We start from the raw sequence: 22,699 nt of genomic DNA, 5'->3' as shown, positions 1-22,699 counted from the left end.
CAGCAATACTCTTTTCTTTAGCTTATTCAAGGCAATAAATCATTAACCATTAAGTTTGTATTGTTATATGGGTTGTTAATTGTTTGTGATTTTTATGTGAAATATTACTTGAATATTCATCTAATTCAGCCATGATGATTCCAGCGTCAACCAGATCAAAAAATAGACATCAGGGCTGACTACTGAACGAGGGCGTTACCTAAGGCAGCGTGCAGGCAACATGCCTCTGCATCAGCCTCAGATGACTATTCCTGAAATAGATACATTGTTTATCATCAAGGTCGAAATAATGAACCATTTATGTGAGAGCAATGCCTACATTGAGAGATTTACCCTGGGGCAAGGCGACCTGCGTTTTGCGGTGAAAGATACGCTCGACGTTGCAGGCCATGCAACGCAAGCGGGGTGTCGTGCCCTCGCGTTAGCCCCGCCTGCTCTGCGCCATGCACAGATTGTGGATACCCTGTTGAATCAACGCTGTATTCTGACGGGCAAAACCACGCTGCATGAACTGGCGTTTGGTGTTACAGGGATTAATCCCTGGAGTGGGACGCCGTTGAATCCGCAGTATCCGCAGTTGATCCCCGGTGGTTCTTCCAGTGGTTCAGCGGCGGTGGTGGCGGCTGGTGAGGTGGATTTTGCCATCGGCACCGATACCGGTGGTTCTGTGCGCATGCCTGCGGCCTGTTGCGGTATTTTGGGTTTGAAACCGACTTACGGCCTGCTTAGCCGCCAAGGTGTTATGCCGCCGGTCAGTTCTCTGGACTGTGTGGGGTTGTTTGCCCGCGAAGCTGCTGTGCTGCGAGAGGTGCTTGCCCGTTTGGCCATTCCAACGGGTGAAGCCTGGCATGGGTTACCGCCGATAGGGCTGATTAGCGCCGCCGCACCGCGTATTGATGCGTTAATTCATCAGGCCTTACTGCAGGCCGGAGCCAGGTTGCACCCCACTCTGTTACCCGAATTGGAACCGGCCTATCTGGCCGGAATAACCCTCATCAGCCATGAAAACTGGCAGGCATTCCATGCATTGCTGGAGATGGACGGCGTCTCCCGTGATATCGCCAGCCGCATTCGCACTGGTGAATCGGTGAGCCCGATTGAGCTGTCTGAGGCCGAGCAGGTTCGCCGCCGTTTTAGCGATCGTCTGGATACCCTGCTGGCCAGTACGCCACTGTTGGCATTGGCGACCTTACCGGAATTGCCCCCGCTGCTATCTGAAGCCAATGATCCGCTGAAAGTGGTCAGCATGACGCGGCTGGTGCGCCCGTTCAACCTGAGTGGACACCCGGCGATCTCCATCCCGCTTGGCGAGATTGATGGCCGCCCGGTGGCGCTGCAACTGGTCGCCAACAAAGGCCGCGACGCGATGCTGGTGGAGGCGGCGGGACACCTGCTGGCCAGGCTGCACCACTGACGGCGATCGCCCGGATCTGATCCACCCTGAAATCTATCAACCCACTCAGTCAGCACGGCTCACTGTGGCGGCATCCTGCTGCCTGCGCGCCGCAAAAATAACTCGGGAGGAAGCCATGTCAGCCTTACACATTCGTGAAGATATCGCCCCGCTGTTGGGGGACATCACTGCCCGCAGTGGCGATTTTGAGCAACAACGCCATATCCCTGAAGACATTGTTCAGCGCTTTAAACAGATCGGCGTTTACCGTGCGCTGGTGCCTAAAGCCTTCGGCGGCGATGAATGTTCCCCGGCCCAGTTTTGCGAACTGATCGAACAGATTTCGACTGCCGATGGTTCTGCTGGCTGGGTCGCCAGCTTTGGCATGAACCCGTTCTACCTTGGGGCATTGCCACTCGCGACTCTGAAACTCCTCTATCGCGATGGCCCGGATGTGGTGTTTGCCGGGGGGATTTTCCCGCCGCAGCGCGCACCGCTGGTCGATGGTGGCTACCGGATCACGGGCCGCTGGAGTTTTGCCAGCGGTTGCCTGGGGGCTTCGGTGTTTGGCGTGGGGATCATGCCGGAAGGGGGGCAACCGTTGCCGCGCATGGCCGTCTTACCGCCAAGCAGCGTCCAGATCGATCCCGTCTGGAATACCGTTGGGCTGGCGGGGACAGGCAGCCACGATCTGGTGATCAACGATGCGTTTGTCCCGCAAGAATGGACCTTTATCCGGGGTGCGCCGCTGAACCTGGAAGGGCCGCTGTATCGCTACCCGGCCTTATCGCTGGCGACACAGGTGCTTTCAGTGGTGGCGCTCGGTATTGCACGTGCCGCATTGAATGAGATTTACGCCATTGCCCATCGCCAACAGTCGGTTACCGGGGCACCGCGCCTGGCCGAGCGGCAACAGGCTCAGATGCAGATTGCCCGGAGCGAGGCTGAATTACGCTCTGCCCGCGCCTGGTTCTATGAAGCGATTGATGATGTCTGGCAAACGCTGCTGGCAGGGGACGAGGCTTCTTGCTCACAGATCAACGCACTGCGTTTGTCTTCTACGCACGCCACCCGGGTAGCCGCAGAAGCGGCTCGCCAGGCATTGGCACTCAACGGCATGGGCGGGATCGTGCTCACCAGCCCTTTGCAGCGCTATGTGCGCGACACCTTGGTGATCACCCAGCACGCCTTTATGGGGGATCTCTCTTATATCAATGCCGGTACGGTGTTTTTTGGCGGTCAACCGCTGCCGGGTTACTTGTGATGTTAACTGAAAAGGAATGAGCGATGAGCCAATCAAACACATTGCGGGTGCTGTTTTGCATCGGCGTAAACCAGAACTTTTTCGATGCCACTGGCCCGGAAGCTAAACAGGTATGGCAGGCCTTTGGCGTGATGATGAAGGGCATGGCGGAAATGCCGGGTATCCGGGTGATCGGCAATATGGACGACGACCAGATTATGGTCGGGCCGTCGCCGGGCTGGCCGTGGACGACCTACGTGCTGGCGGATGCCGACACGCTCGACTGCGTCAGCGCAGTATGCAACCTGTTCCGCAGCACCCCGGTCGGAGAAGGCACCTATAAATTGTGGAAGTACTGCAAGGTGGAAGCTCGCGTTGGGCGTGAGCTGATTATCCAACACTGACGGAGTGGGTGATGAACTTACAGGACGCTCAGCGTTTACAGCAGTTGGAAGATCAACAGGCGGTGCGGATATGCATCAGTGACTACATGCGCCTGTGTGACGATCTCAACAGCCCGGCAAACGCGCAGGCTATTGGCGAATTATTTACCGAGAACGCGTGCTGGGAAGGCATTGGCGATCCTTACGCCAGTGTGCTGGGGGGTTATCAGGGGCGCGCGGCGATTGTCAGGATGATGCAGCGCTATGTGCGCCAACCCGCGCACTTTGCCATGAATGCGCACTTCCTTTGTTCTGAGGCGATCGTTCATGAAGCGCCGGGGCGGCTGCGTGGCTGTTGGCTGATGTTACAAACCTCAGCGTTCAGCGCAGGGGGCGCCCATCTGAGCGCGGCAGAGATCGTTGCCTGGTTTGTCCGCCAGGGAGATGCCATGCAGATGGCGCATTTTACCACTCGCCGCCTGTTTGGTCGGCCAGTGAGCCACTGGAACAGTACGGCAGAACTGCCCGTACCCGCAGAAACACCGCGCTTAGCTCAAGTACAGGAGAACCAGCATGAATTGTGATAACGCCATCCCGGTGAAAAATCTTGAGGCAACTGCCCATCAGGCGCTGAACAACGCAGAGATTGCGGCGTTGGTGCAAGCCGATCGGGTACATACCTCGCTGTATACCTCGGCTGAACTGTTTGCGCTGGAACTGGACAGAATCTTCAGCAAAACCTGGGTGTGGGTGGCCCACGTCAGCGAAGTGCCGGAAAGCGGCAGCTTTAAGACCAGCGAAATAGGCACTCAACCGGTGATTGTGGTGCGCGATCGCCAGGGCGAAATCCACACCTTGCTCAACCGCTGCCGCCACCGGGCTGCGACGGTGTGCGAGCATCGCAGTGGCAAAACCAACAGTTTTGTCTGCCCGTATCACGGTTGGGGTTATGCGTTGGACGGCAGCCTGCGCGGTGTGCCGCACCCAGAAAGCTATGCAGACCAGTTGGATAAAGGTGAACTGGGGCTGGTACGGCTGCGGACCGAACAGTATGGCGGCATGGTTTTTGCCACCTTCAATATGGATATCGAACCGCTGGACGACTACCTGGGGGCGGCTAAGAAGTGGATCGATCTGTTTATGAAGCAGGGTGCAGGTTACCCGGTTAAAACCGGCCCGGCGCACCGTTTCCGCTTCCCCGGCAACTGGAAAATCCAGCTGGAAAATACCACCGATGGTTACCATTTCCCGGTGGTGCATCGCTCCTTCTTAAGCTCGGTGAATAAACAAACCGAAGAAATGCTCAACTTTGTCGGCGGCAGCGGTTATGTCGAAGATCTGGGCAATGGCCACAGCGTGATGGTGATGATCCCTGAATTGGTCGATCTTGAGGCCAACCTGGATGCACCGATCCCCGAACGCTTTGTCGAACTGGCACAAGCGCTGCGCCAGGATCATGACGAACAGCAGGTGCGGCGCATCGTCCGTGCGGTTGGTGGTTCCGGGTTCAATCTGAATATCTTCCCCAATATTGCCTGTTCGATGGCGTTTTTCCGGGTGTTGCAGCCGTTATCGGTTAATGAAACCGAGATCCACCATGCGGTGATCACCATGGACGGCGGGCCGGAGATTGCCAATCAGGCTCGCTTGCGGATGCACGAGCATTTTCAGGGGCCGATGGGCTTTGGCACGCCGGATGACTCAGAGGCCTGGGAACGGGTACAACGCGGAGCCAGCGCCGGGGACGATCTGTGGATCATGCTGAATCGCGGGCTGGCCGGTGAAAAAACCACCGCCGACGGTTTACGCAGCGATGTCAGCGCAGAAACCGGCATGCGTGCTGCCTACCAGATGTGGAAAAAACTGATGACGGAGAGCCCCAATGCAAACCTCTAACACCGTGCTGTTTGACGCTATCGCGTTGATCAATCTGGAAGGCGATCTGCTCGATCAGGGGGATTTCGATGGCTGGTTGACGTTGTGGCAGCCCGAAGGGTTGTACGTGATCCCGATCGATCCACAGGAAACCGACTTCAAAAATAGCCTGAACTACGCCTATGACGATCACTCGATGCGTGCCAAACGGGTACAGCGTCTCTATAGCGGCGAGTCGATTTCCACCACGCCGCGTGCCCGCACGTTGCGAACGCTCTCGCGTTTTCGCCTGTTGGAAGCCGACGAACACCAGATGGTGGTGCGCTGTGCCCAGTCGCTGTGGGAACACCGTAAAGGCAGCAGCCGCCACTATGCCGCCGATATCACTTACCGATTGGCGCGGCAGGGGCAGCAGTGGTTGCTCCAGCAAAAGGTGGTGCGCCTGATTAACAGCGACGATGCGCTGCACAGCATTGGTTACATCCTGTAAGGAGGGAACATGACACAAACAGCATTAGTGACCGGTGCTGCCAGCGGTTTGGGCCTGGTCATTGCCCGCCGGTTGTTACAGCAGGGCTATCAACTGGTGTTGACCGATGTGGATGCCCAACGGGCACAGCAGGCGGCACGGCAACTGGATAACGGCGAAGAACGCGTGTTGGCGCTGGGGTTGGATATTTGTCAGAAGCCAGATTTTGAACGCGCGCTGGCGGCTACGTTGGCACGTTTTGGCAGCCTGGAGGTGTTGGTCAACAATGCGGCGTTGACCTTGGCAACTGCGCTGATGGAGATCGACGCCGACGAGTTTGACCGGGTAATCACCACCAATCTGCGCGGCACCTTTGTCAGTTGTCAGACGCTGGGGCGCTATTTTGCCACGCGTGGCTATGGCCGCATTATCAATTTGGCTTCGCTGGCGGGGCAGAATGGCGGCACGGCCTCTGGAGCCCATTATGCGGCCTCTAAGGGCGGCATTTTGACCCTGACCAAAGTGTTTGCCCGTGAGCTGAGTCAATCCGGGGTGACCGTTAACGCGATTGCTCCGGGGCCGCTGGATTTACCTTCGGTGCATGCGTTGGTGCCAGAAGCCAAGCTGGCAGGGTTGCTACAGCAGATCCCGGTCGGCACGTTAGGGGATGCAGAGTTTGTGGCGCAGGCGGTGGTGCTGTTGGCGTCGCCGCAGGCGGCATCTGTTACCGGCGCGACCTGGGATATCAACGGTGGCCTGCTGATGCGCTGAAGCGTAAGGAGTCGATATGTTGTTATTACGCGTGGTTGCCCGGCAGTTGCAGGGTGAGGTGGTGCTGCTGACGCTGAAGCGGCCTGATGGTGGGGAGTTGCCCCCTTTTGCGGCTGGCGCGCACCTCGATCTGCACTTGGGCAACGATCTGGTGCGCCCCTATTCCCTGTGTGGCGATCCTGCCGATCGCTATCACTATCAGTTGGGGATCCTGAAAGCCCCGCAATCGCAGGGCGGTTCTCTGGCGGCCCATGCGTTACAGCCGGGGGATGAGGTGCGGGTGGGGGAACCGCGCAATCTGTTTGCGCTGGATCCCACCGCCAGGCACAGCCTATTGATTGGCGGCGGCGTGGGGATTACGCCGTTACTGGCGATGGCGACGGTGTTACAGGCGTCTGGCTGCTCCTTTAGCCTGCACTATTGTGCCCGCTCTCGTCAGCAGGCGGCGTTTGCCGAAACTCTGGAGGCTTCACCCTATGCCAGCCGGGTACAGATGTACTTCAGTGACCAGCAGCGCCTGACGCTGGCCCCGGTGTTGACGGACGTGCCAGAGAACACCCATGTTTACGTCTGCGGCCCGGCCCGTTTGATGGCGGCGGTCAGCGAGCAGGCCAGCGCCTTGGGCTATCGCCGTGATCAGATCCATCAGGAGTGTTTTGGCGCTGAAGTGGTCACTCAAGGAGCGGCTTTTGAGGTGACCATTGCCAGCAGCGGCCTGCGTGTGCGGGTTGAACAGAATCAGAGCATTGTTGAAGCGCTGGCACGGAGCGGCCTGAAAGTCTGTGTGTCCTGCAAACAGGGGATCTGTGGCAGTTGCCTGACCGACGTGCTGGCCGGGGAACCGGATCATCGCGACAGTTATCTGACCGATGAGGAAAAGGCGGCTAACACGCTGATTTTACCCTGTTGCTCACGGGCGAAAAGCCCGCACCTGGTACTCGATTTATGAGGGAACATGATGATGCTGCAAACTGAATTTCGTAATGCCATGGCGCAACTGGGTAGCGCAGTCTCGGTGATCACCACCGACGGCCCGGCAGGAAAATATGGTTTCACTGCCTCGGCGGTCTGTAGCGTGACCGATCAACCACCGACTTTACTGGTATGTATGAACCGTAACTCATTTGCCAATCTGCATTTTAAACAGAACGGTAAGCTGTGCGTGAACGTACTGTCCAGCCACCATCGTGAATTGTCGGGGGTTTTTGCCAACGCTACCCTGCGTTCTGAACAGCGGTTTATCCACGACAACTGGCAAGTGTTGACCACCGGTGCGCCAGTGCTGGGCTCGGCGGTGGCTAATTTTGACTGTGAGATTAACGAGTTCCATGAAGTCGGTAGTCACACAGTATTTTATTGCCAAGTGCAGGCGGTGCGGGTCGCGGAATGCCCACGTGGTTTGGTGTATTTCAACCGTCGTTACTATGATCTGGCAGAATAATAACGTATACCCGTCATACTTCAAGTTGCTTGGGTGTTGGCTTCCTGCTCTCACCCCAGTCACTTACTTGAGTAAGTTCCTGGGGCTTCGCTCCGTTGCCGCGTGACTCGGCCCAAATCTGGGCCTCGCCCCTTCGGGGCCAGCACAAGTGCTGTTCAAAAACGCGTTGCGTTTTTGTCAAGCAACTCGAATTATTTAGGGTATACCATATGATTAATACCTCATAAGAGGTATTAATCATATGGTATATTAATTAACATGATTAAGGTTTTGTTTTCTTTTTATTAACCTCCCACCCATTATGTTCTTTTGGTTTAACATGTAATAGCTATTGCATTTTTTTGGATCTTTATATCGTTTGTTGATTTTTTATCAATTTTTTTAGATGAAAATTCTATTTTTATGATTCTGATGCAGAGCTGAACTATTTTCTATACCATCATATATACAATTGAAAGTTGATAAACATTATACCCGTCATACTTCAAGTCGCTTGGGTGTTGGCTACGCGCCGTCACCCATAGGCAACTCGAATTATTTAGGGGAGCTCAATGCTACATTTTGCAGGCTGTAATTTGATCGTGTTGGTTATCTTTTAAAAGAAACGGTGGGGTATGTTTAAGATTGAAAAACCTTATGCTGCGTTTAATCGTCTGCTCAATAATCTGATTCCTCATGCAGAAAAGGTTATCCCTAAACAGCAGAAGAACGTAACTAAAGGTATTAGAGTTGAGAATGATCCTGACTTTTTTAAAGTTTTTCTGCTGGAGAGAGGCAGTGCCAATCTCTGTCGGCTCGAGGATGGTCTTATCATTTCTACCGTTTTTTCCCCCTATGTTATCGGCCTGTCATTTTATCCAGCGGCTGGGGTTCACTATTCGATAGAGTTAGGGCCCTATAGCTGTTTATATCAGCTTTCCAGAACGCGAGCTCAGAATCTTATCAATAAACTTGGCTTGCAAAAAGAGTATATCAACGCGGTATCTTACAAGATGTCACTGCTTTATTTACGTGACAGTTACATCCTGAAGAATAAGTCAGAGGACATTGTAAAAAATATGTTGGCGCATTTGATGGAGTTTCCTGAGGATTTTCGTGCAAATACCTCAGTGCTGAAGTTTATCGAACAGCGTACAACGTTATCGCGTAGCTGCATTCAACGTATTTTATTGAATTTAAGGGATCAGGACAGGGTCAGTATCATCAATGCCCGGCTTGTACACATCAGAAATCTCTTCGTTCCTAACTAAGAACCCATCCCAACAGGCTGTTTTATTGCCGTTTTTAATCTGGGCAGCGCTCAAGCTGGCCGTAATAATGACGCCTGTTGGGATGGGTTCTAAGATATATACCCATTATTCTTTAAGTTATTCAGGTGCTGGCTATGCGCTGTCACTTACAGGTAACTCTAATTATTTCGGGCATGTTTTAAAATAGCTAAGGTTTGTTTTTTTTATTATTGGCTGAAAATAGGATTTTTTTGAAATTTAAACCTATTGGATGTTCTTTTTGTCAGAGAGGGATTTGACGTGCAGACGGCATTAGCAACACCTTATACAAGATTGTTTTGGACAGAATGGCAACTTGAACCTTTATCTATCAAGTACAATATGGTGATGGATCAGAGTCTCTCTGGCTCATTGGATATCCATCGGCTTGAGGAAGCGATAAAAAGCGTTATTGCCAAGTATCCGCTACTACACAGTCATTTGGTTGAAGAAGATGGGCAACTGTTATGGTGTGAAAATGAAAATAGCACGCTAACAGCGCTGGAAAGGTGCGATAACCTGCAAGCATTAGCGGAATTGGCTGCCCGGCCTTTTGATTTAAATAACGGGCCGCTGTTGCGTTATGGTGTATGCCCGAGTGGTGAGCAGGATGGATATGAGTTTATTCTGGTTTTACACCATGTCACGGTTGATGGATTTTCGACGGCGGAACTGTATGCTGAAATATCGCAGGCTTATAATAATGAAACCGTGCCGGATAATGGAACTTATCGCGCAGGAGATATCACCGAAAAACAGCAAGAGTATCAGCTTAAATTAAATAAACTCTCGGCTGAGAATGCAACGGAGTTTTGGCAAAAAGCGTTACACGGCCTGCCGAAGACGAATGAACTCCCCTATATTCAAAGTACGGATAATCAATTATCAGCGCAACATGTACAATTCTCACTCTCTCTCAGAAAGTGGCACGCGCTGAAATCACCCGTCAGGCATGCTAACGCATTCCTCATCTTCAAAACGCTCTGGGCATTATTGATCGCTCGTCAATGCCAAAGCGATGCCGTACATATTGCTTACCCGGTTTCGATGGAGAGCGGTAGCCATCTGAAATTAGGGGCACAGGTGAACACGGCGGTGTTCCCATTCTTGGTTCATCCAGAGGAGAGTTTTGCGGATATTTACTCGCGGACTCTCGCTCACAGCCGTGCATTGAAAGCCAGGCCGGGCTTACGTTTTACCCGTTGGCCGATCTACGAAGTGTTGCAAAACAGCGGGCTGCGCTTGAATGTCAGCTTTGCGCAGGCCCATCTCAACAACCTGACCTTGGATCTGGCGGGGTGCCAGGCGTGCTGTAACCACCGGTTTGACCATAGCCTGGCAAATGCGGAGTTGGTGCTGGAGTATCAGGAACAGAGTGAACATATCGCATTCCGCATTCGCTATGTGCCGGAGCGGTTTGCTGCACAGCAAATCACTGCCATGGCCGAGCAATACCAACAGTTATTGCATCAGGCGTTGCAACAGCCGGAACAACCATTGAGCCGCTTGCCGCTGCTCACTCCGGCCCAGCGGCAGGAGCAACTGATTGACTGGAACGCTCAGCCATCAGTGGTAACAATGGCGGCGGGTACTTTGCCACAGGCGATTGCCCATCAGGCACAGCAATACCCACAGCGCATCGCCTTGGTTGATGATCGGCAACAATTGACCTATCGCCAGTTGGAACAGAAAAGTAACCGGCTGGCCCGCCGGATCGCAGAGCAATATCAGCGCGTCACGCAAAAAAGTATCGGTGCAGATACCCTGATACCGTTCTGTCTGAACCGAGGCATAGAGATGATCGTCACTATGTTGGCGATTATGAAAACCGGGGCGGCGTATATCCCGCTGGAACCCCAACTCCCCAAGCAGCGCATCAGCTATATTCTGGCCGATAGCGGGGCACCATTATTGATTACCGAACAGGGGTTGCGGGCGAAGCTGCAGGAGATGGCCCTGCCCGCAGAGCTGTGGGCAGGGGATGAGGTGGCCGAGGATCAGGCTGATGACTCAGAGCCGTTGGCGGTCGAGATCGATCCCCGGCAGTTAGCCTATGTGATTTATACCTCGGGGACCACGGGCCAGCCCAAGGGCACCCTGCTGGAGCACCAAGGGGTGCTGAACATGGTTCGCGGGTTTCAGGCCACCATCAGCGAACCTGATGAAACGCTGTGCTGCCTGCAATTTGCGTCCGTGGTGTTTGATGCCCATGTGGCGGAAACCTACATCGCCCTGTGCGGCGGGCATCGGCTGGTGGTGGCATCCGAAGAACAGCGCCACGATCTGCCTGCGCTGTTGGCCCTGATTGAGCTGCATCAGGTTGAGTTTGCCATCCTACCGCCAGCGTTATTAAAGCTACAGCCGAAAATACCGGGCTGTTTAGCGCGGATGGTGGTGGCGGGGGAAGCCACCTCGCAGGTGTGTCTTGATCACTACACCAGTTTGGGGCATCGGCTGTTTAACGGCTACGGCCCTTCAGAGGCGAGCGTCTGCTCGTCGATCAATCTTTATCGTTACAACGGGGCCAAGAATATCGGGCGGCCACTGCCTGGTGTGCGTTTGTATGTGCTGGATCAGCAGCAGCAACCGCTGCCGCTTGGCGTGGCCGGTGAGCTGTATATTGCCGGGCTTGGGCTGGCGCGGGGCTACCTGAATCAGCCTCAACTGACGCAGGAAAAGTTTATTGCCAATCCTTTCGCGGCGGCAGACGCAGCTGAGTATCAGCGGCTTTATCGTAGCGGCGATATTGTCCGCTGGCTGCCTGGCGGTGAACTGGAATATGTTGGCCGTAACGATTTTCAGGTCAAGATCCGTGGCCATCGGATCGAACTCAGCGAGATCGAACAGGCCTTTGTGGCGGTGACGTCGGTGGCTCACTGCGCCGTGGTGATCCGGGGGCGTGAGACGCCGCGCATTGTGGCGTATTACGTGGCGGAGATAACGCTGAATGACGAGCAGGTAAAACGCCGGTTGGCTGAGCTGCTGCCGGACTACATGGTGCCGACCGCGCTGGTGCAACTGCTGGCGCTGCCGTTGACCATTAACGGTAAGCTGGATACGCGCGCGTTGCCGGAGCCGGACTACAACCAGGCCAGCCAGGGCTATCGCCCAGCCAGTACCTACCAGGAAAAGCAGTTGCAGGCGGTGTGGCAACAGGTGATGGGGCGGGAGGATATCGGGATCGGCGATGATTTCTTGCGCCTTGGCGGTGATTCGATCACCGCGATCCGGCTGGTGTCGGAGATGCGCCGAGTGGGCATGGCATGCCGCACTCAGGATCTCTATCAGCACCGTTCGATTGCTGCGTTGCTGGAGAACCTTGCCGCCGAAGCCTTGCCCGACGCGCAGTTGGCGGAGCAGGGCAACCTCAGCCACAGCCTTCCTCTGGCCCCCACCCAGCAATGGTTCTTCGAGCAGGGATTTGAACAGGATAATTACTGGAACCAATCCTTCCTGATCCGGGTTCCGGCCTTGGATTTGGGGCGTTTGCAGCGGGCAATCGATGAGCTGGCGCGTCACCATGACATGCTGCGTGCCGCTTTTACGCAGGATAACCAAGGCTACCACCAGCATTATCAGGCGCAACTGGCTGCTCAGCCCATCCAGCGCTGCAACCGAGCCGAGCTTACCGAGGCCGAATTGGCGGCGCTGTTCGGCACCTGGCAAAGCGGTTTTGATTACCAGCAGGGGCCGCTGTGGCAGTTTGGCTACGTTGAGGGGTATCAGGACGGTTCTGCGCGTATTTTCTTTGCCTGCCATCACCTGATTATTGATGCAGTATCCTGGCGCATTCTGGTGGAAGATCTGCGCCGCCTGTATCTTGGCGAAGCCTTGGGGCCCAAATCTGCCAGCTATCGGCAATGGGTCAATGCCTTGCTGGATTATGTTCCGCTTGATGCCAGCGAAGCGGATTACTGGCAGCGGCAATGCGCGCAGCAGCGGGATTATCGCGCTGCTTTCACCTTGAGCGATAAGCTGAACCTGCATTATGACCGGTTGGACGCGGTGGCTACTGAGCGGCTGATGCAGATGAATGAGCCAGTGAATGAGGTGTTGCTCACCGCCCTGTTGCGCACCCTGCGCCATTACAGCCCGGCAAGCAACCATACGCTGATGTTAGAAAGCCATGGGCGCGATTTACCCGGTGGACACATGGACGTTGGGCGCACGCTTGGCTGGTTCACCGCATTGTATCCGGTGAGCTTCAGTCTGGCGGATAACCCGCAGGCGGATCTCGGGTTAGTTCAGGCCGCGCTGGCGGCGGTGCCCAATCACGGCATCGGTTATGGCGTGCTGCGGAGCCGGGAAACCGAACTGCGTTATCCCGGTGTGGTTTTCAACTATCTGGGGCAATTTGCCGATCGCGGGGCGGACTGGCAACTGTTGAGCGAGTTCGCCGGGCAAAACAGCCACCCGGCCAATACCAGCCGCGATCTGCTGATCCTCAATAGCTGGATCGCCGACCAGCAACTCGGTTTCCGCCTGGACGGCATGCTGACGCCGCAGGCATTGGCGGAGGTGGCCCGGCAATTTACCCATGAATTGCATCTGTTGATTGAACAGAGTGCCAGTTTACCGATGGCAATCGGTGCCGATCTGCCTGCAACGGTGCAGCAGGCGCTGCAACAGCGCTATGCGCCGCAGGCGATCTTCCCCTGCAATAGCCTGCAACAAGGGTTTATTTACCATCACTTCAGCCAGCCGGACGATCCGAGTTATCGCGTGCAAATGGTGCTGGATTACCTGACCGATCTCAATCTGGTGCGCTATCGACAGGCGTGGGAACTGGCGGCGGCGCGCTACCCGATCCTGCGCACCGGTTTTAACTGGCAATGGCAGCCGCTACAGGTGGTTTGCGCTGAAGTCGCTATCGATTGGCAATATGTGGATTACCAGCGAACAGAGGATTGGCAACAGGCGTTGAACCAGCTGTGCGAGCAGCAGCGCACTCAGGCATTTGATTTGCAGCAACCCGGCCTGTTCCGCTTGCGGCTGGCGCGGATTAGCGAGCAGCATTATTGCCTGGTATATACCGTACACCACAGCATTACTGACGGTTGGAGCGGCCAGCTTCTGCTGGAGTATGTGCATCAAACCTACCGGCAATTGCTGGCGGGGCAGCGGCCAGAGACCCGGCAGGAAACTACCTATCTGCAAGCGCAGCGCTATTATCAACAGCAGGCGGAACAGAGCCGGGCCTATTGGCAACGGCGGCAGATCGATCAATGCCAGGCCAACGATATTTCCTACCTGCTCAGCGTGCCTTACGAGGTAAAAAGCGTAACAGACACCGAACAGACTACGCTCAAGCGCCTGTTACCCGCTGCCGTGTTTTCATCGTTGCAGCAACTCGCCCTGAACCACGGGGTGACGCTGAATGTGATGCTGCAATTTGCTTGGCACAAGCTCTTGCACTTATACAGCCAGCAGGACGTGACGCTGGTAGGCACCACGCTGTCTGGCCGTAACCTGCCGATTGAGGGGATTGCGGAAAGCGTCGGCTTGTACATCAATACCCTGCCGCTGGTGGTGGAATGGAATAACAATCACAACTGTTTGCAGCAGTTGCAGGCGATTCAGCGTTCCTTGAATGAGCTGGATGAATACGGCTATCAGCCTTTGGCGGAATTGAGCCGGGGCGGTGAAGCGCTGTTCCACACCTTGCTGGTGTTTGAAAACTACCCGAGTGTGGCTATGCACGACATGCCGGTGCGTATCCGCTCGACCGCTGAGAAAACGGATTATCCGCTGAATCTGTTAGCACACACCACCGAGGAAGGGTTGATGCTGTCGCTGGCGTATGCCAGCCAGTATCTGAGCGAGCAAAAAGCCGACACGCTGTTGTCCCTGCTGATGACCCTATTAGCGCATTTGCCAACCCATCTGTACGTGCCGCATCAGCAATTACCGCTGCTGGCGGCGGCTGCGCCGGTTCCGCCACCGCTGAACATGCCTGCTACGGACTACCGTTTTGCCCTGCACCAGAACTTTATGGATTGGGCGCACAGGCACCCTGACGATATCGCCATTGTTGATGCGCAGGGGAGTTGCCGCTACGGCGAGCTGTATCAGGCGGCGCTGGTGCTCTCGAACCAGATCCGCCAGTGCGCTGGTAGTGATTCGGCGCTGGTGGCGATTCTGCTGGACAAAGGGCGTGCGCAGATCGTCGCCGTGCTGGCTACCCTGATGGCAGGCAAAGCCTATCTGCCGATGGATAAATCCTGGCCGGAAAAACGCCGCTTGGCGATTGTTGAGCAGGCGAACGTAGGGATGGTGCTGTGTGATGAGCCGTGGCAAAACCCCGCCTTCACTACTCTGTTGCTGGATGGTGCTGGCAAAGCAGCGGGCGTACCGCTGGAACAGCCGTTATTGGCACCGCAACCGGTGGAGCCGGACGCGGTGGCTTATGTGATCTTCACTTCCGGTTCTACCGGCGTACCGAAAGGTGTGGCAATCGCCCATGCGGCAATCAATAACACCATTATCGAGATCAATACCCGGCTGCGGGTTGGCCCGCAAGATGCCGCGTTTGCTATCAGCGCCCTGAGTTTTGATGTATCGGTTTACGACATATTTGGCGTCCTGTCAGTCGGTGGGCTGCTGGTGCTCCCGTCCGAACAACAGCGCTTTCAGCCACTGGCGTGGCATCAGTTGCTCTTGCAACATCGGGTGACGATCTGGCAGTCAACCCCGGCGCTGTTTGAGCTGTTGCTCCAGCATGTTGAGCAATATGCCCGTTCGTCCGATTCCCCGCTGCGCGCCGTAATGCTGGGCGGCGATTGGGTGGCTCCGGCCTTGGTGCAGCGCGGCCATGCCTGGGCCGCCCAATGCCGTATTTTCAACTGCTGGGGCGTGACCGAATCTGCTATCTGTTCAACCATGTATGAGGTTGGGCCCGCAGAAATCTTTAACCAAAACATTCCACTCGGGGTAACGCTGGCGAATCAGGCACTTTATGTGCTGGATGGCACACTGAAGCCGCTGCCGCAGGGCGTGGTCGGTGAGCTGTATATCGCTGGGGTGGGCTTGGCGCAGGGCTATTTCAACGATCCGGAACGCACCAGCGAACGCTTTATCTATCACCCAAACAGCGGTGAGCGCCTCTACTGTACTGGGGATGTCGGGCGCGTGCTGGAAAATGGAGATATCGAATTCCTGGGCCGCATCGACAATCAGGTCAAACTCAACGGCTATCGCATTGAGTTGGGGGAGATTGAACGTACTCTGTCTGGCGTCGCGGAGATCGCCCAGTGCGTGGCGCTGGTGACGGTGAACAACCCGAGGATCCTGCTGTATTACACCGCCAGCCAACCGATGGACAACGCATACCTGCATCAGCGGTTAGCACAAACGCTGCCGGAATATATGCGCCCCGCCGATTTGATTGCGCTGGAGAGTTTCCCGTTAAGCGTCAGCGGTAAAATCGACCGCCGTGCGCTGCCGGAGCCTGAGGCCACCGTGAATCAGCAGGCATATACCGCTCCGAGCGGTGAACAGGAAAAGCTCTGCTGCGCTGTGTGGGCCGAGGTGCTGCGTTGCGAGCGTGTGGGCGTTAACGATAATTTTTACAGCAGTGGGGGGAATTCGATCCAGGCGATCACGCTGTGCAACCGCCTGAGCCAAGCTCTGGCGAGAGAGGTGACGTTTGCCATGTTCAGCGCGAATCCGACGATCCGCCAGCTTTGCCAGCAGTTGGATCAGCAGGCAGAGGTGCATACGCCCTGGCCGATCGCTGCACAAGCACAAAGCAGATACCCGTTATCCTCATCGCAGAAGCGGTTGTGGTTTATCGAGGAACTGATGCAGGGCAGCAATCTCTATCAGGTTCCGATGTTGTTTGAACTGGGGGCGGAGATCGATGTCGATGCCTACCAACTGGCGTTGCAGGCGGTGGTCAAGCGCCACCATGTGCTGCGCAGCACGCTGGTGGAGCAGGGCGAAGATGGCAACGTGCAGTTTGCTCTGCAACAGAAACCGTTGCCGGTTGAGCGCCTGTGGGTGGAAGCCAGCGAATGGGAAGAGGCGCTGCAAAGTGCCATTAATCGGCCATTCAACCTGCGCAAAGAGTATCCGCTCCGCCACCTGCTGATTGAACGCCGGGCAGCCAGCGGCCAGTTAACCTGTTTCTCTTTGCTCAACTTCCATCACATGGTTTTTGACGGCTGGTCGGCCAATGTCTTGCTGGCTGAGCTGGAGGCGCATTATGCCTTCTTTGCCAGGGATAGCGCACTGGTGCTGCCTGAACTGACAATCCAGTATGCTGACTATGCTCACTGGCTGGATAACCAAACCGAAAACGATCGTCATCAGGCCCGGCAACGGTTCTGGCTGGATAACATGCAGGGTTATCAGTTGTTGGAACTGCCTACCGATTACCCACGGCCAAAACAGTTTGATCACCGTGGGGCAACGGTGGCTTTCCGGCTGGATGCCGAACTGAGCGACCAGTTGCGCCATTTAGCCAGAGCAACCGGTGTGACGTTGCACGCGGTATTACTCACCGGGTTCACCCTGTTGCTCGGTAAATACAGCCATCAGCAGGACATTATGATTGGTGCGCCGGTCGCCAACCGACCGCATGCGCAACTCGAGCCCTTGATTGGCCTGTTTGTGAACACGCTGGCGTTGCGCAATGTGATCGAACCTGCAATGCGCGTTGACGAGATGATTCGCCAGGTGTTTGCCAATACCCTGGCCTGTCAGGAATATCAGGATATGCCGCTGGAAACCCTGGTAGAAAGCCTGAACGTTGAGCGCGATCTGTCCAGACAGCCGCTGTTCCAGGTGGTGTTCAGCGTTGAGCAGGCGATCGGCGGGCAGCAGAAACAACCGTTGTTCACGCCGCTCGATCTCAGCGATTGCTATCAGGTAGCGAAGTTCGATCTCGGCCTGATGGTGGAAGACGGGCAGCCGCAGCTGGCCGCCAACCTCAACTATGCCTGTGCGCTGTTTGCTCCCGAGACGATCAACGGCCTGATACAGCACTTCCAGCAGTTATTGCGTGCCATGGTGCAAGCTCCGGCAGAGAAAGTGGCTAATTTGAGCTTATTGAGCGCCGATCAGCAGCGAAAATACCTGCAACCGGCGGTTGAAACCCGGCCAGCTGCGGACTATGCCTACGCCATTCATGAAGGGTTTATGCAGTGGGCAAAAGATCATCCGCATGATATTGCGCTGATCGATTCACTGGGGAGCTGCACCTACGGTGAGTTATATCAATTGGCGCTGGTGCTGGCCAATCAGATCCGCCAGGGCCAGTTTGGTGATTCGGCTTTGGTTGCGGTGGTGATGGAGAAAGGCCGGGCGCAGATTGTGGCGGTGTTGGCGGCGTTAATGGCTGGCCGCGCTTATCTGCCGATGGATACCTCGTGGCCGGAAAACCGTCGGCTGAGCATTATGCAGCAAGCGGATTGCCGCCTGGTGTTAACCGATCGCCCGTGGTTGCGGGATGAGTTTGGGACGATTTGCCTGAATGATCGCGGGCAAGCTCGCGATCTGCCCCCCCCCAGCAAGATCCTTCCTCCTGAACCGGTGATACCTGAGCAGTTGGCTTATGTGATCTTCACTTCGGGCTCGACCGGCGTGCCGAAAGGCGTGGCGATTCAGCATGTGACGGCCAATAACACGCTGGTTGATGTCAACCAGCGCCTGAAAGTTGGCCCTGGCGATGCCGCTTTGGCCATCAGTGCGCTGAGTTTTGACCTGTCGGTCTATGATATTTTTGGCCTGCTGTCGGCAGGAGGGCGATTGGTGCTCCCCAGTGAAAAGCAGCGCTATCAACCGGATGCCTGGTGCCAGTTGATGCTTGAGCATCAGGTGACGCTGTGGCTGTCTGCGCCAGCGTTATTTGAGCTGCTGATGCAGCAGGTTGAACGTGAACAGCTTGAGCAGAACCCTTGGTTAACTAAAGTGATGCTCGGCGGCGATTGGATCCCGGTGACCCTGCCGCAACGCTGCCACCGCTGGGCACCGCAGAGCCGGTTTATCAGCATCGGCGGTGCCACGGAAGCGTCAATTCTGTCCTGCGTTTATGAAGTGACACCGGGGGCGGTGTTCCAGCACAGCATCCCTTACGGCAAGCCGTTGACCAATCAGTGTTTCTATATTCTGGATCAGCAATTGAACCCGGTGCCACCGGGCATTATCGGCGAGTTATACATCGGTGGTGTCGGGCTGTCGCCAGGGTATTTTAACGATCCGGAGCGAACCGCTGAACGATTTATTCAACACCCGGTGACTGGGGAACGGCTCTATCGCCCAGGCGATCTTGGCCGCTGGCTGGCGGATGGCAATATGGAGTTCCGGGGCCGCGTTGATAATCAGGTTAAAATCAACGGTTATCGGGTTGAGTTGGGCGAAATTGAAAGCACCATGATGGAGTTTGGCGCGATCAGGCAGTGTTTGGCGATCAAATCAGGCGGCGAACAGGAGCGTTTAATTGCCTATTACGTGAGTGATACACCGTTGGACCACCCGCGTTTACTCGCCCATATGCAACAGCGCTTACCGGCGTATATGGTGCCTGCCGCGTTTATCTTCCTGAGGGAGTTCCCGCTTAACGCCAGTGGGAAAACCGATCGCCAACGGCTGCCCAAGCCTGAGTTCGCTGGCTCTGGGCAGGAATACGTGGCACCAGAAAGCGAGCTGGAGCGGCAACTGTGCGCATTATGGCAGGAGGCACTGAAGCAACAGAGGATCGGCGTCACCGATGATTTCTTTGCCTGTGGCGGCAGTTCCATTCTGGCGATTGCGCTGTGCCAGAAAATGTCCGGCCTGTTGGCAGAAAGCGTGCCGGTGGTGAAGCTGTTTAAGCACCGGACGATCCGCGGCATGCTGACGGTGGAAAGCTATCAACCGATTCAGCGCCTTAACCGTTATCAGCCAGAAGCAGGCAGCCTGTGGCTGATTCACCCGGCGATAGTCGGGTGCGAAGCCTACCTTAATTTTGCCCAGGCTCTGGAAGGGGAGATCAACTGCCTTGGGGTTGATAATTACAACCTGTACCACCCGCAACAACTGAGTGATTTGTCTGCAGTGGCGACTCATTATCTGGCCAATATGGAGCAGCAAGGGTTATTGGAACCGCCGACGATCCAACTGCTGGGCTGGTCTTTGGGTGGGTTGATTGCTCTGGAGATCGCCGCCCGGCTGGAAGCGCGTGGTGTTAAGTCGATCCAGCTTTATCTGTTGGACAGTTTCTATCAGGCCAAGGTGAATACGCAAGAGATGCCGGATCTGCGCCAAAACATGCTGGCGGAAATGGGGATTCACGGAGAGGCGGCTGCGCGTGCTTTGGCGGTGGAAGCGGCGGAGCAGAGCATCAGCCAGGGGCTGATTTCTGGCCGACTGCAACATACCCAAGTCACCCTGTTCAAGGCCACACAGATGTCTGCTTATTATCAGTCTGTTGCTGGGGGAAAGGCGCTATGGCTGAGCGAAGATAATGGGATAGGGGCAGTGTGTGATCAGTTGACGGTGATTCCGCTGGCGTGCAACCACCATAATATTATCGATTGTGTTAGTGAGATTGGGTCGGTGATAAGGTTGTTGCGGTGATTATGGGGTAATCAGAGAAAGGTTTTTATAACTTCGACCTTCTGATTTATTCCCGCATCAACCTGTCTCTTGTTCACATTTTGAGGGTTGTTGCGGAATGTGGATTTATTTCGGTCGCTACACAAATTATGTTCACTCGGGAATATGATGAAGGCGACCGAGTTGGGGGCTCAAGAGCCAGCCCCCAACACCCCGGCCCTTGCCATATCAGGCGGTGGGCTCCGCCCACTTCCCTCACTCCACCACAGCGCATCACGGCCGGCTACGACAGGCGTCCCTGCCTGTCTCGCCTGAACGCGCCGTCCATGGCGCGTTCGCCTATACGCTGTGTCTCCGTTCGGCGCCTTCAATGGCCTCAACACCCGTGCTCATCTCACCGACAATAATATCTAATCGGTTGTTATCAATACCCTTGTAAAGGTTGCCCTGCAATTGCCGTTCACTGTGGTTTCATGGGATTGCCTGCTGTTTACGGCAATTCCCTTACACCTGGCTGACATAGACAAACACGTTGTCTAAGAGACCAGCATCAGCGGGGATTAAGTCAGCGAGATCCCAGTGAGTGGTGTGAGATTATTACCCCTTCACCACCCAATACACCGCCTCAAATGGCCGCAGCGTCATGCTTTGCGGTTGTTGTGCCGCATCTGCGTAATTGCTCATTAACAGTTGCCACACATCGGCCTGCTCGACGCTTGCGGCGTTCCACGCCACGGGTTCGTGGCTCAGGTTGGCGACGACCAGCAACCGCTGCCCGTTCCAACGGCGCTGGTAGCACCACAGTGCCGGGTGCTCAGGGGCCAGATCCTGATAATCACCGTGTGTCAGCAGCGGATACTGCTTGCGTAAAGCGATCAGGTGGCGATAGGTATAAAATACCGAGTCTTGATCGGCCAGCGCCGCTTCGGCGTTGATCTGCCGGTAGTTATCGGCGCAGGCGATCCACGGCGTGCCGCAGGTAAACCCGGCGTTGGCGCTGGCGTTCCACTGCATCGGCGTGCGGCTGTTGTCGCGTGATTTGCTGGCCAGGATCGCCAGCAGTTCGGTGCTGCCTCTGCCCTGTGCGCTCAGTTCGGCGTACATATTCAGGCTTTCCACATCACGATACTGTGCGATCTGGTTGAACCCCGGATTGGTCATGCCAATCTCTTCACCCTGATAAATATACGGCGTGCCCTGCATCCCGTGCAGCAGCATAGCCAGCATCTTGGCGGCGGTGACGCGCAGTTCGCCTTCGTCGCCAAAGCGGGAAACAATGCGCGGCTGATCGTGGTTACACCAGAACAGCGCATTCCAGGCATGGTTGTGCATGCCTTGCTGCCAATGGCGGAAAATCTGCTTCAGCTCAACGTAATCTGGTGCGGCCAGCGTCCATTTCTGCCCGTTGGCGTAGTCCACCTTCAGGTGATGGAAATTGAAGGTCATCGACAGCTCTTTGCCACTGTGTGCCGCGTACTGCTGGCAGTGTTCCAATGAGGTCGAGGACATCTCGCCCACGGTCATCAGGCCGCGTGGCTGAAACACCTCGCGGCTCATTTCCTGCAGGAACTCGTGGATGCGCGGGCCATCGGTGTAGAAACGGCGGCCATCGCCTTGATGATCGTTGGGGAAATCCTGCTGTTTGGACACAAGGTTAATCACGTCGAGGCGCAACCCGTCGACGCCTTTATCTGCCCAGAAATGGCAGATCTTCTTCAGTTCTTCCCTGACCGGCGGGTGTTCCCAGTTGAGATCGGCCTGCTCGGTGGCGAACAGATGCAGATAATATTGGCCACTTGCGGCGTGCCATTGCCAGGCGTTGCCGCCGAATTTGGAGCGCCAGTTGTTAGGCGGCGTATCCGCCTCACCATTACGCCAGATATAGAATGGGCGCAGTGGGCTGTGACTCTCTTGCGCTGCCTTAAACCACGGGTGTTCGGTAGAGGTATGGTTGAACACCATATCCATCACAATGCGAATACCGCGCTGGTGGGCCTGCGCTACCAACTGCTCAAAGTCTGCCATGGTGCCATAAGCGGGATCGATGGCGCAGTAGTCGGCCACGTCGTAGCCGTTATCCACCTGAGGTGAGACATACACTGGCGTCAGCCAGATGGCGTCGACCCCAAGTTCCTGTAAATAGTCGAGCCGCTGGATCACGCCCACCAGATCGCCATAGCCGTTGCCGGTGCTGTCTTGGAAGCTTTTCGGGTAGATTTGATAGATGACACCGTTTTGCCACCAGGGGATAGGATTACTCATGGGAAGCGTTGCCTCTTTGTTTATTGCCATCGGCCCGCGCACAGGCGGGCCTTTTTATT

Annotated in this window: 12 protein-coding genes; 11 read left to right on the top strand and 1 reads right to left on the bottom strand. The window is 55.6% G+C overall.

The features are described from left to right. The first annotated feature begins 289 nt into the window (after nucleotides 1-289). From IV04_RS01135 to IV04_RS24600, 11 genes are all read left to right on the top strand, one after another. Entirely contained in the window at nucleotides 290-1,414 is a 1,125-nt protein-coding gene (locus IV04_RS01135) for an amidase (protein WP_037396311.1), read from the top strand. Nucleotides 1,415-1,529: 115 nt separating this feature from the next. Then, complete coding sequence (locus IV04_RS01130) at nucleotides 1,530-2,657, top strand: acyl-CoA dehydrogenase family protein (protein WP_037396217.1); 1,128 nt, start codon at nucleotides 1,530-1,532, stop codon at nucleotides 2,655-2,657. Nucleotides 2,658-2,680: 23 nt separating this feature from the next. Then, on the top strand, nucleotides 2,681-3,040 hold the full coding sequence (locus IV04_RS01125; RefSeq protein WP_037396214.1) for a hypothetical protein: 360 nt from the start codon (nucleotides 2,681-2,683) through the stop codon (nucleotides 3,038-3,040). A gap of 11 nt (nucleotides 3,041-3,051) precedes the next feature. Beyond that, nucleotides 3,052-3,603 (top strand): nuclear transport factor 2 family protein, encoded by a 552-nt coding sequence (locus tag IV04_RS01120; protein ID WP_037396211.1) that lies wholly within the window; start codon nucleotides 3,052-3,054, stop codon nucleotides 3,601-3,603. Beyond that, complete coding sequence (locus IV04_RS01115; protein WP_037396210.1) at nucleotides 3,593-4,915, top strand: Rieske 2Fe-2S domain-containing protein; 1,323 nt, start codon at nucleotides 3,593-3,595, stop codon at nucleotides 4,913-4,915. The genes IV04_RS01120 and IV04_RS01115 overlap by 11 nt, the downstream gene beginning before the upstream one ends. After that, nucleotides 4,902-5,384, top strand: a complete 483-nt coding sequence (locus IV04_RS01110) for an aromatic-ring-hydroxylating dioxygenase subunit beta (protein WP_037396208.1) — start codon at nucleotides 4,902-4,904, stop codon at nucleotides 5,382-5,384. Before IV04_RS01115 ends, IV04_RS01110 begins: the two co-directional genes overlap by 14 nt. Before the next feature lie 9 nt (nucleotides 5,385-5,393). Then, entirely contained in the window at nucleotides 5,394-6,134 is a 741-nt protein-coding gene (locus IV04_RS01105; RefSeq protein ID WP_037396205.1) for an SDR family NAD(P)-dependent oxidoreductase, read from the top strand. Nucleotides 6,135-6,150: 16 nt separating this feature from the next. Next, nucleotides 6,151-7,083, top strand: coding sequence for a PDR/VanB family oxidoreductase (locus IV04_RS01100; protein WP_037396203.1), 933 nt, complete (start codon nucleotides 6,151-6,153; stop codon nucleotides 7,081-7,083). A gap of 9 nt (nucleotides 7,084-7,092) precedes the next feature. After that, nucleotides 7,093-7,575 (top strand): flavin reductase, encoded by a 483-nt coding sequence (locus IV04_RS01095; RefSeq protein ID WP_037396308.1) that lies wholly within the window; start codon nucleotides 7,093-7,095, stop codon nucleotides 7,573-7,575. Nucleotides 7,576-8,189: 614 nt separating this feature from the next. Beyond that, nucleotides 8,190-8,825: a helix-turn-helix domain-containing protein gene (locus IV04_RS01090; RefSeq protein WP_037400407.1), complete on the top strand. Its 636-nt coding sequence runs from the start codon at nucleotides 8,190-8,192 to the stop codon at nucleotides 8,823-8,825. Between the two features lie 279 nt (nucleotides 8,826-9,104). Then, the gene (locus IV04_RS24600) at nucleotides 9,105-20,399 is read left to right on the top strand and encodes a non-ribosomal peptide synthetase (protein ID WP_072010802.1); all 11,295 of its coding nucleotides are present in this window, start codon (nucleotides 9,105-9,107) and stop codon (nucleotides 20,397-20,399) included. A 576-nt stretch (nucleotides 20,400-20,975) separates the two neighbouring features. Here IV04_RS24600 and treC read toward each other — a convergent pair. Beyond that, a complete protein-coding gene (treC, locus tag IV04_RS01075) occupies nucleotides 20,976-22,640 on the bottom strand; it encodes an alpha,alpha-phosphotrehalase (protein WP_037400409.1) in 1,665 nt (554 codons plus the stop codon). Nucleotides 22,641-22,699 lie beyond the last annotated feature (59 nt).

Origin of the sequence: Serratia sp. Ag1, from assembly GCF_000743355.1 — a bacterium.
Lineage (GTDB): Bacteria > Pseudomonadota > Gammaproteobacteria > Enterobacterales > Enterobacteriaceae > Chania.
This window is presented reverse-complemented; position numbering and strand designations above follow the sequence as displayed.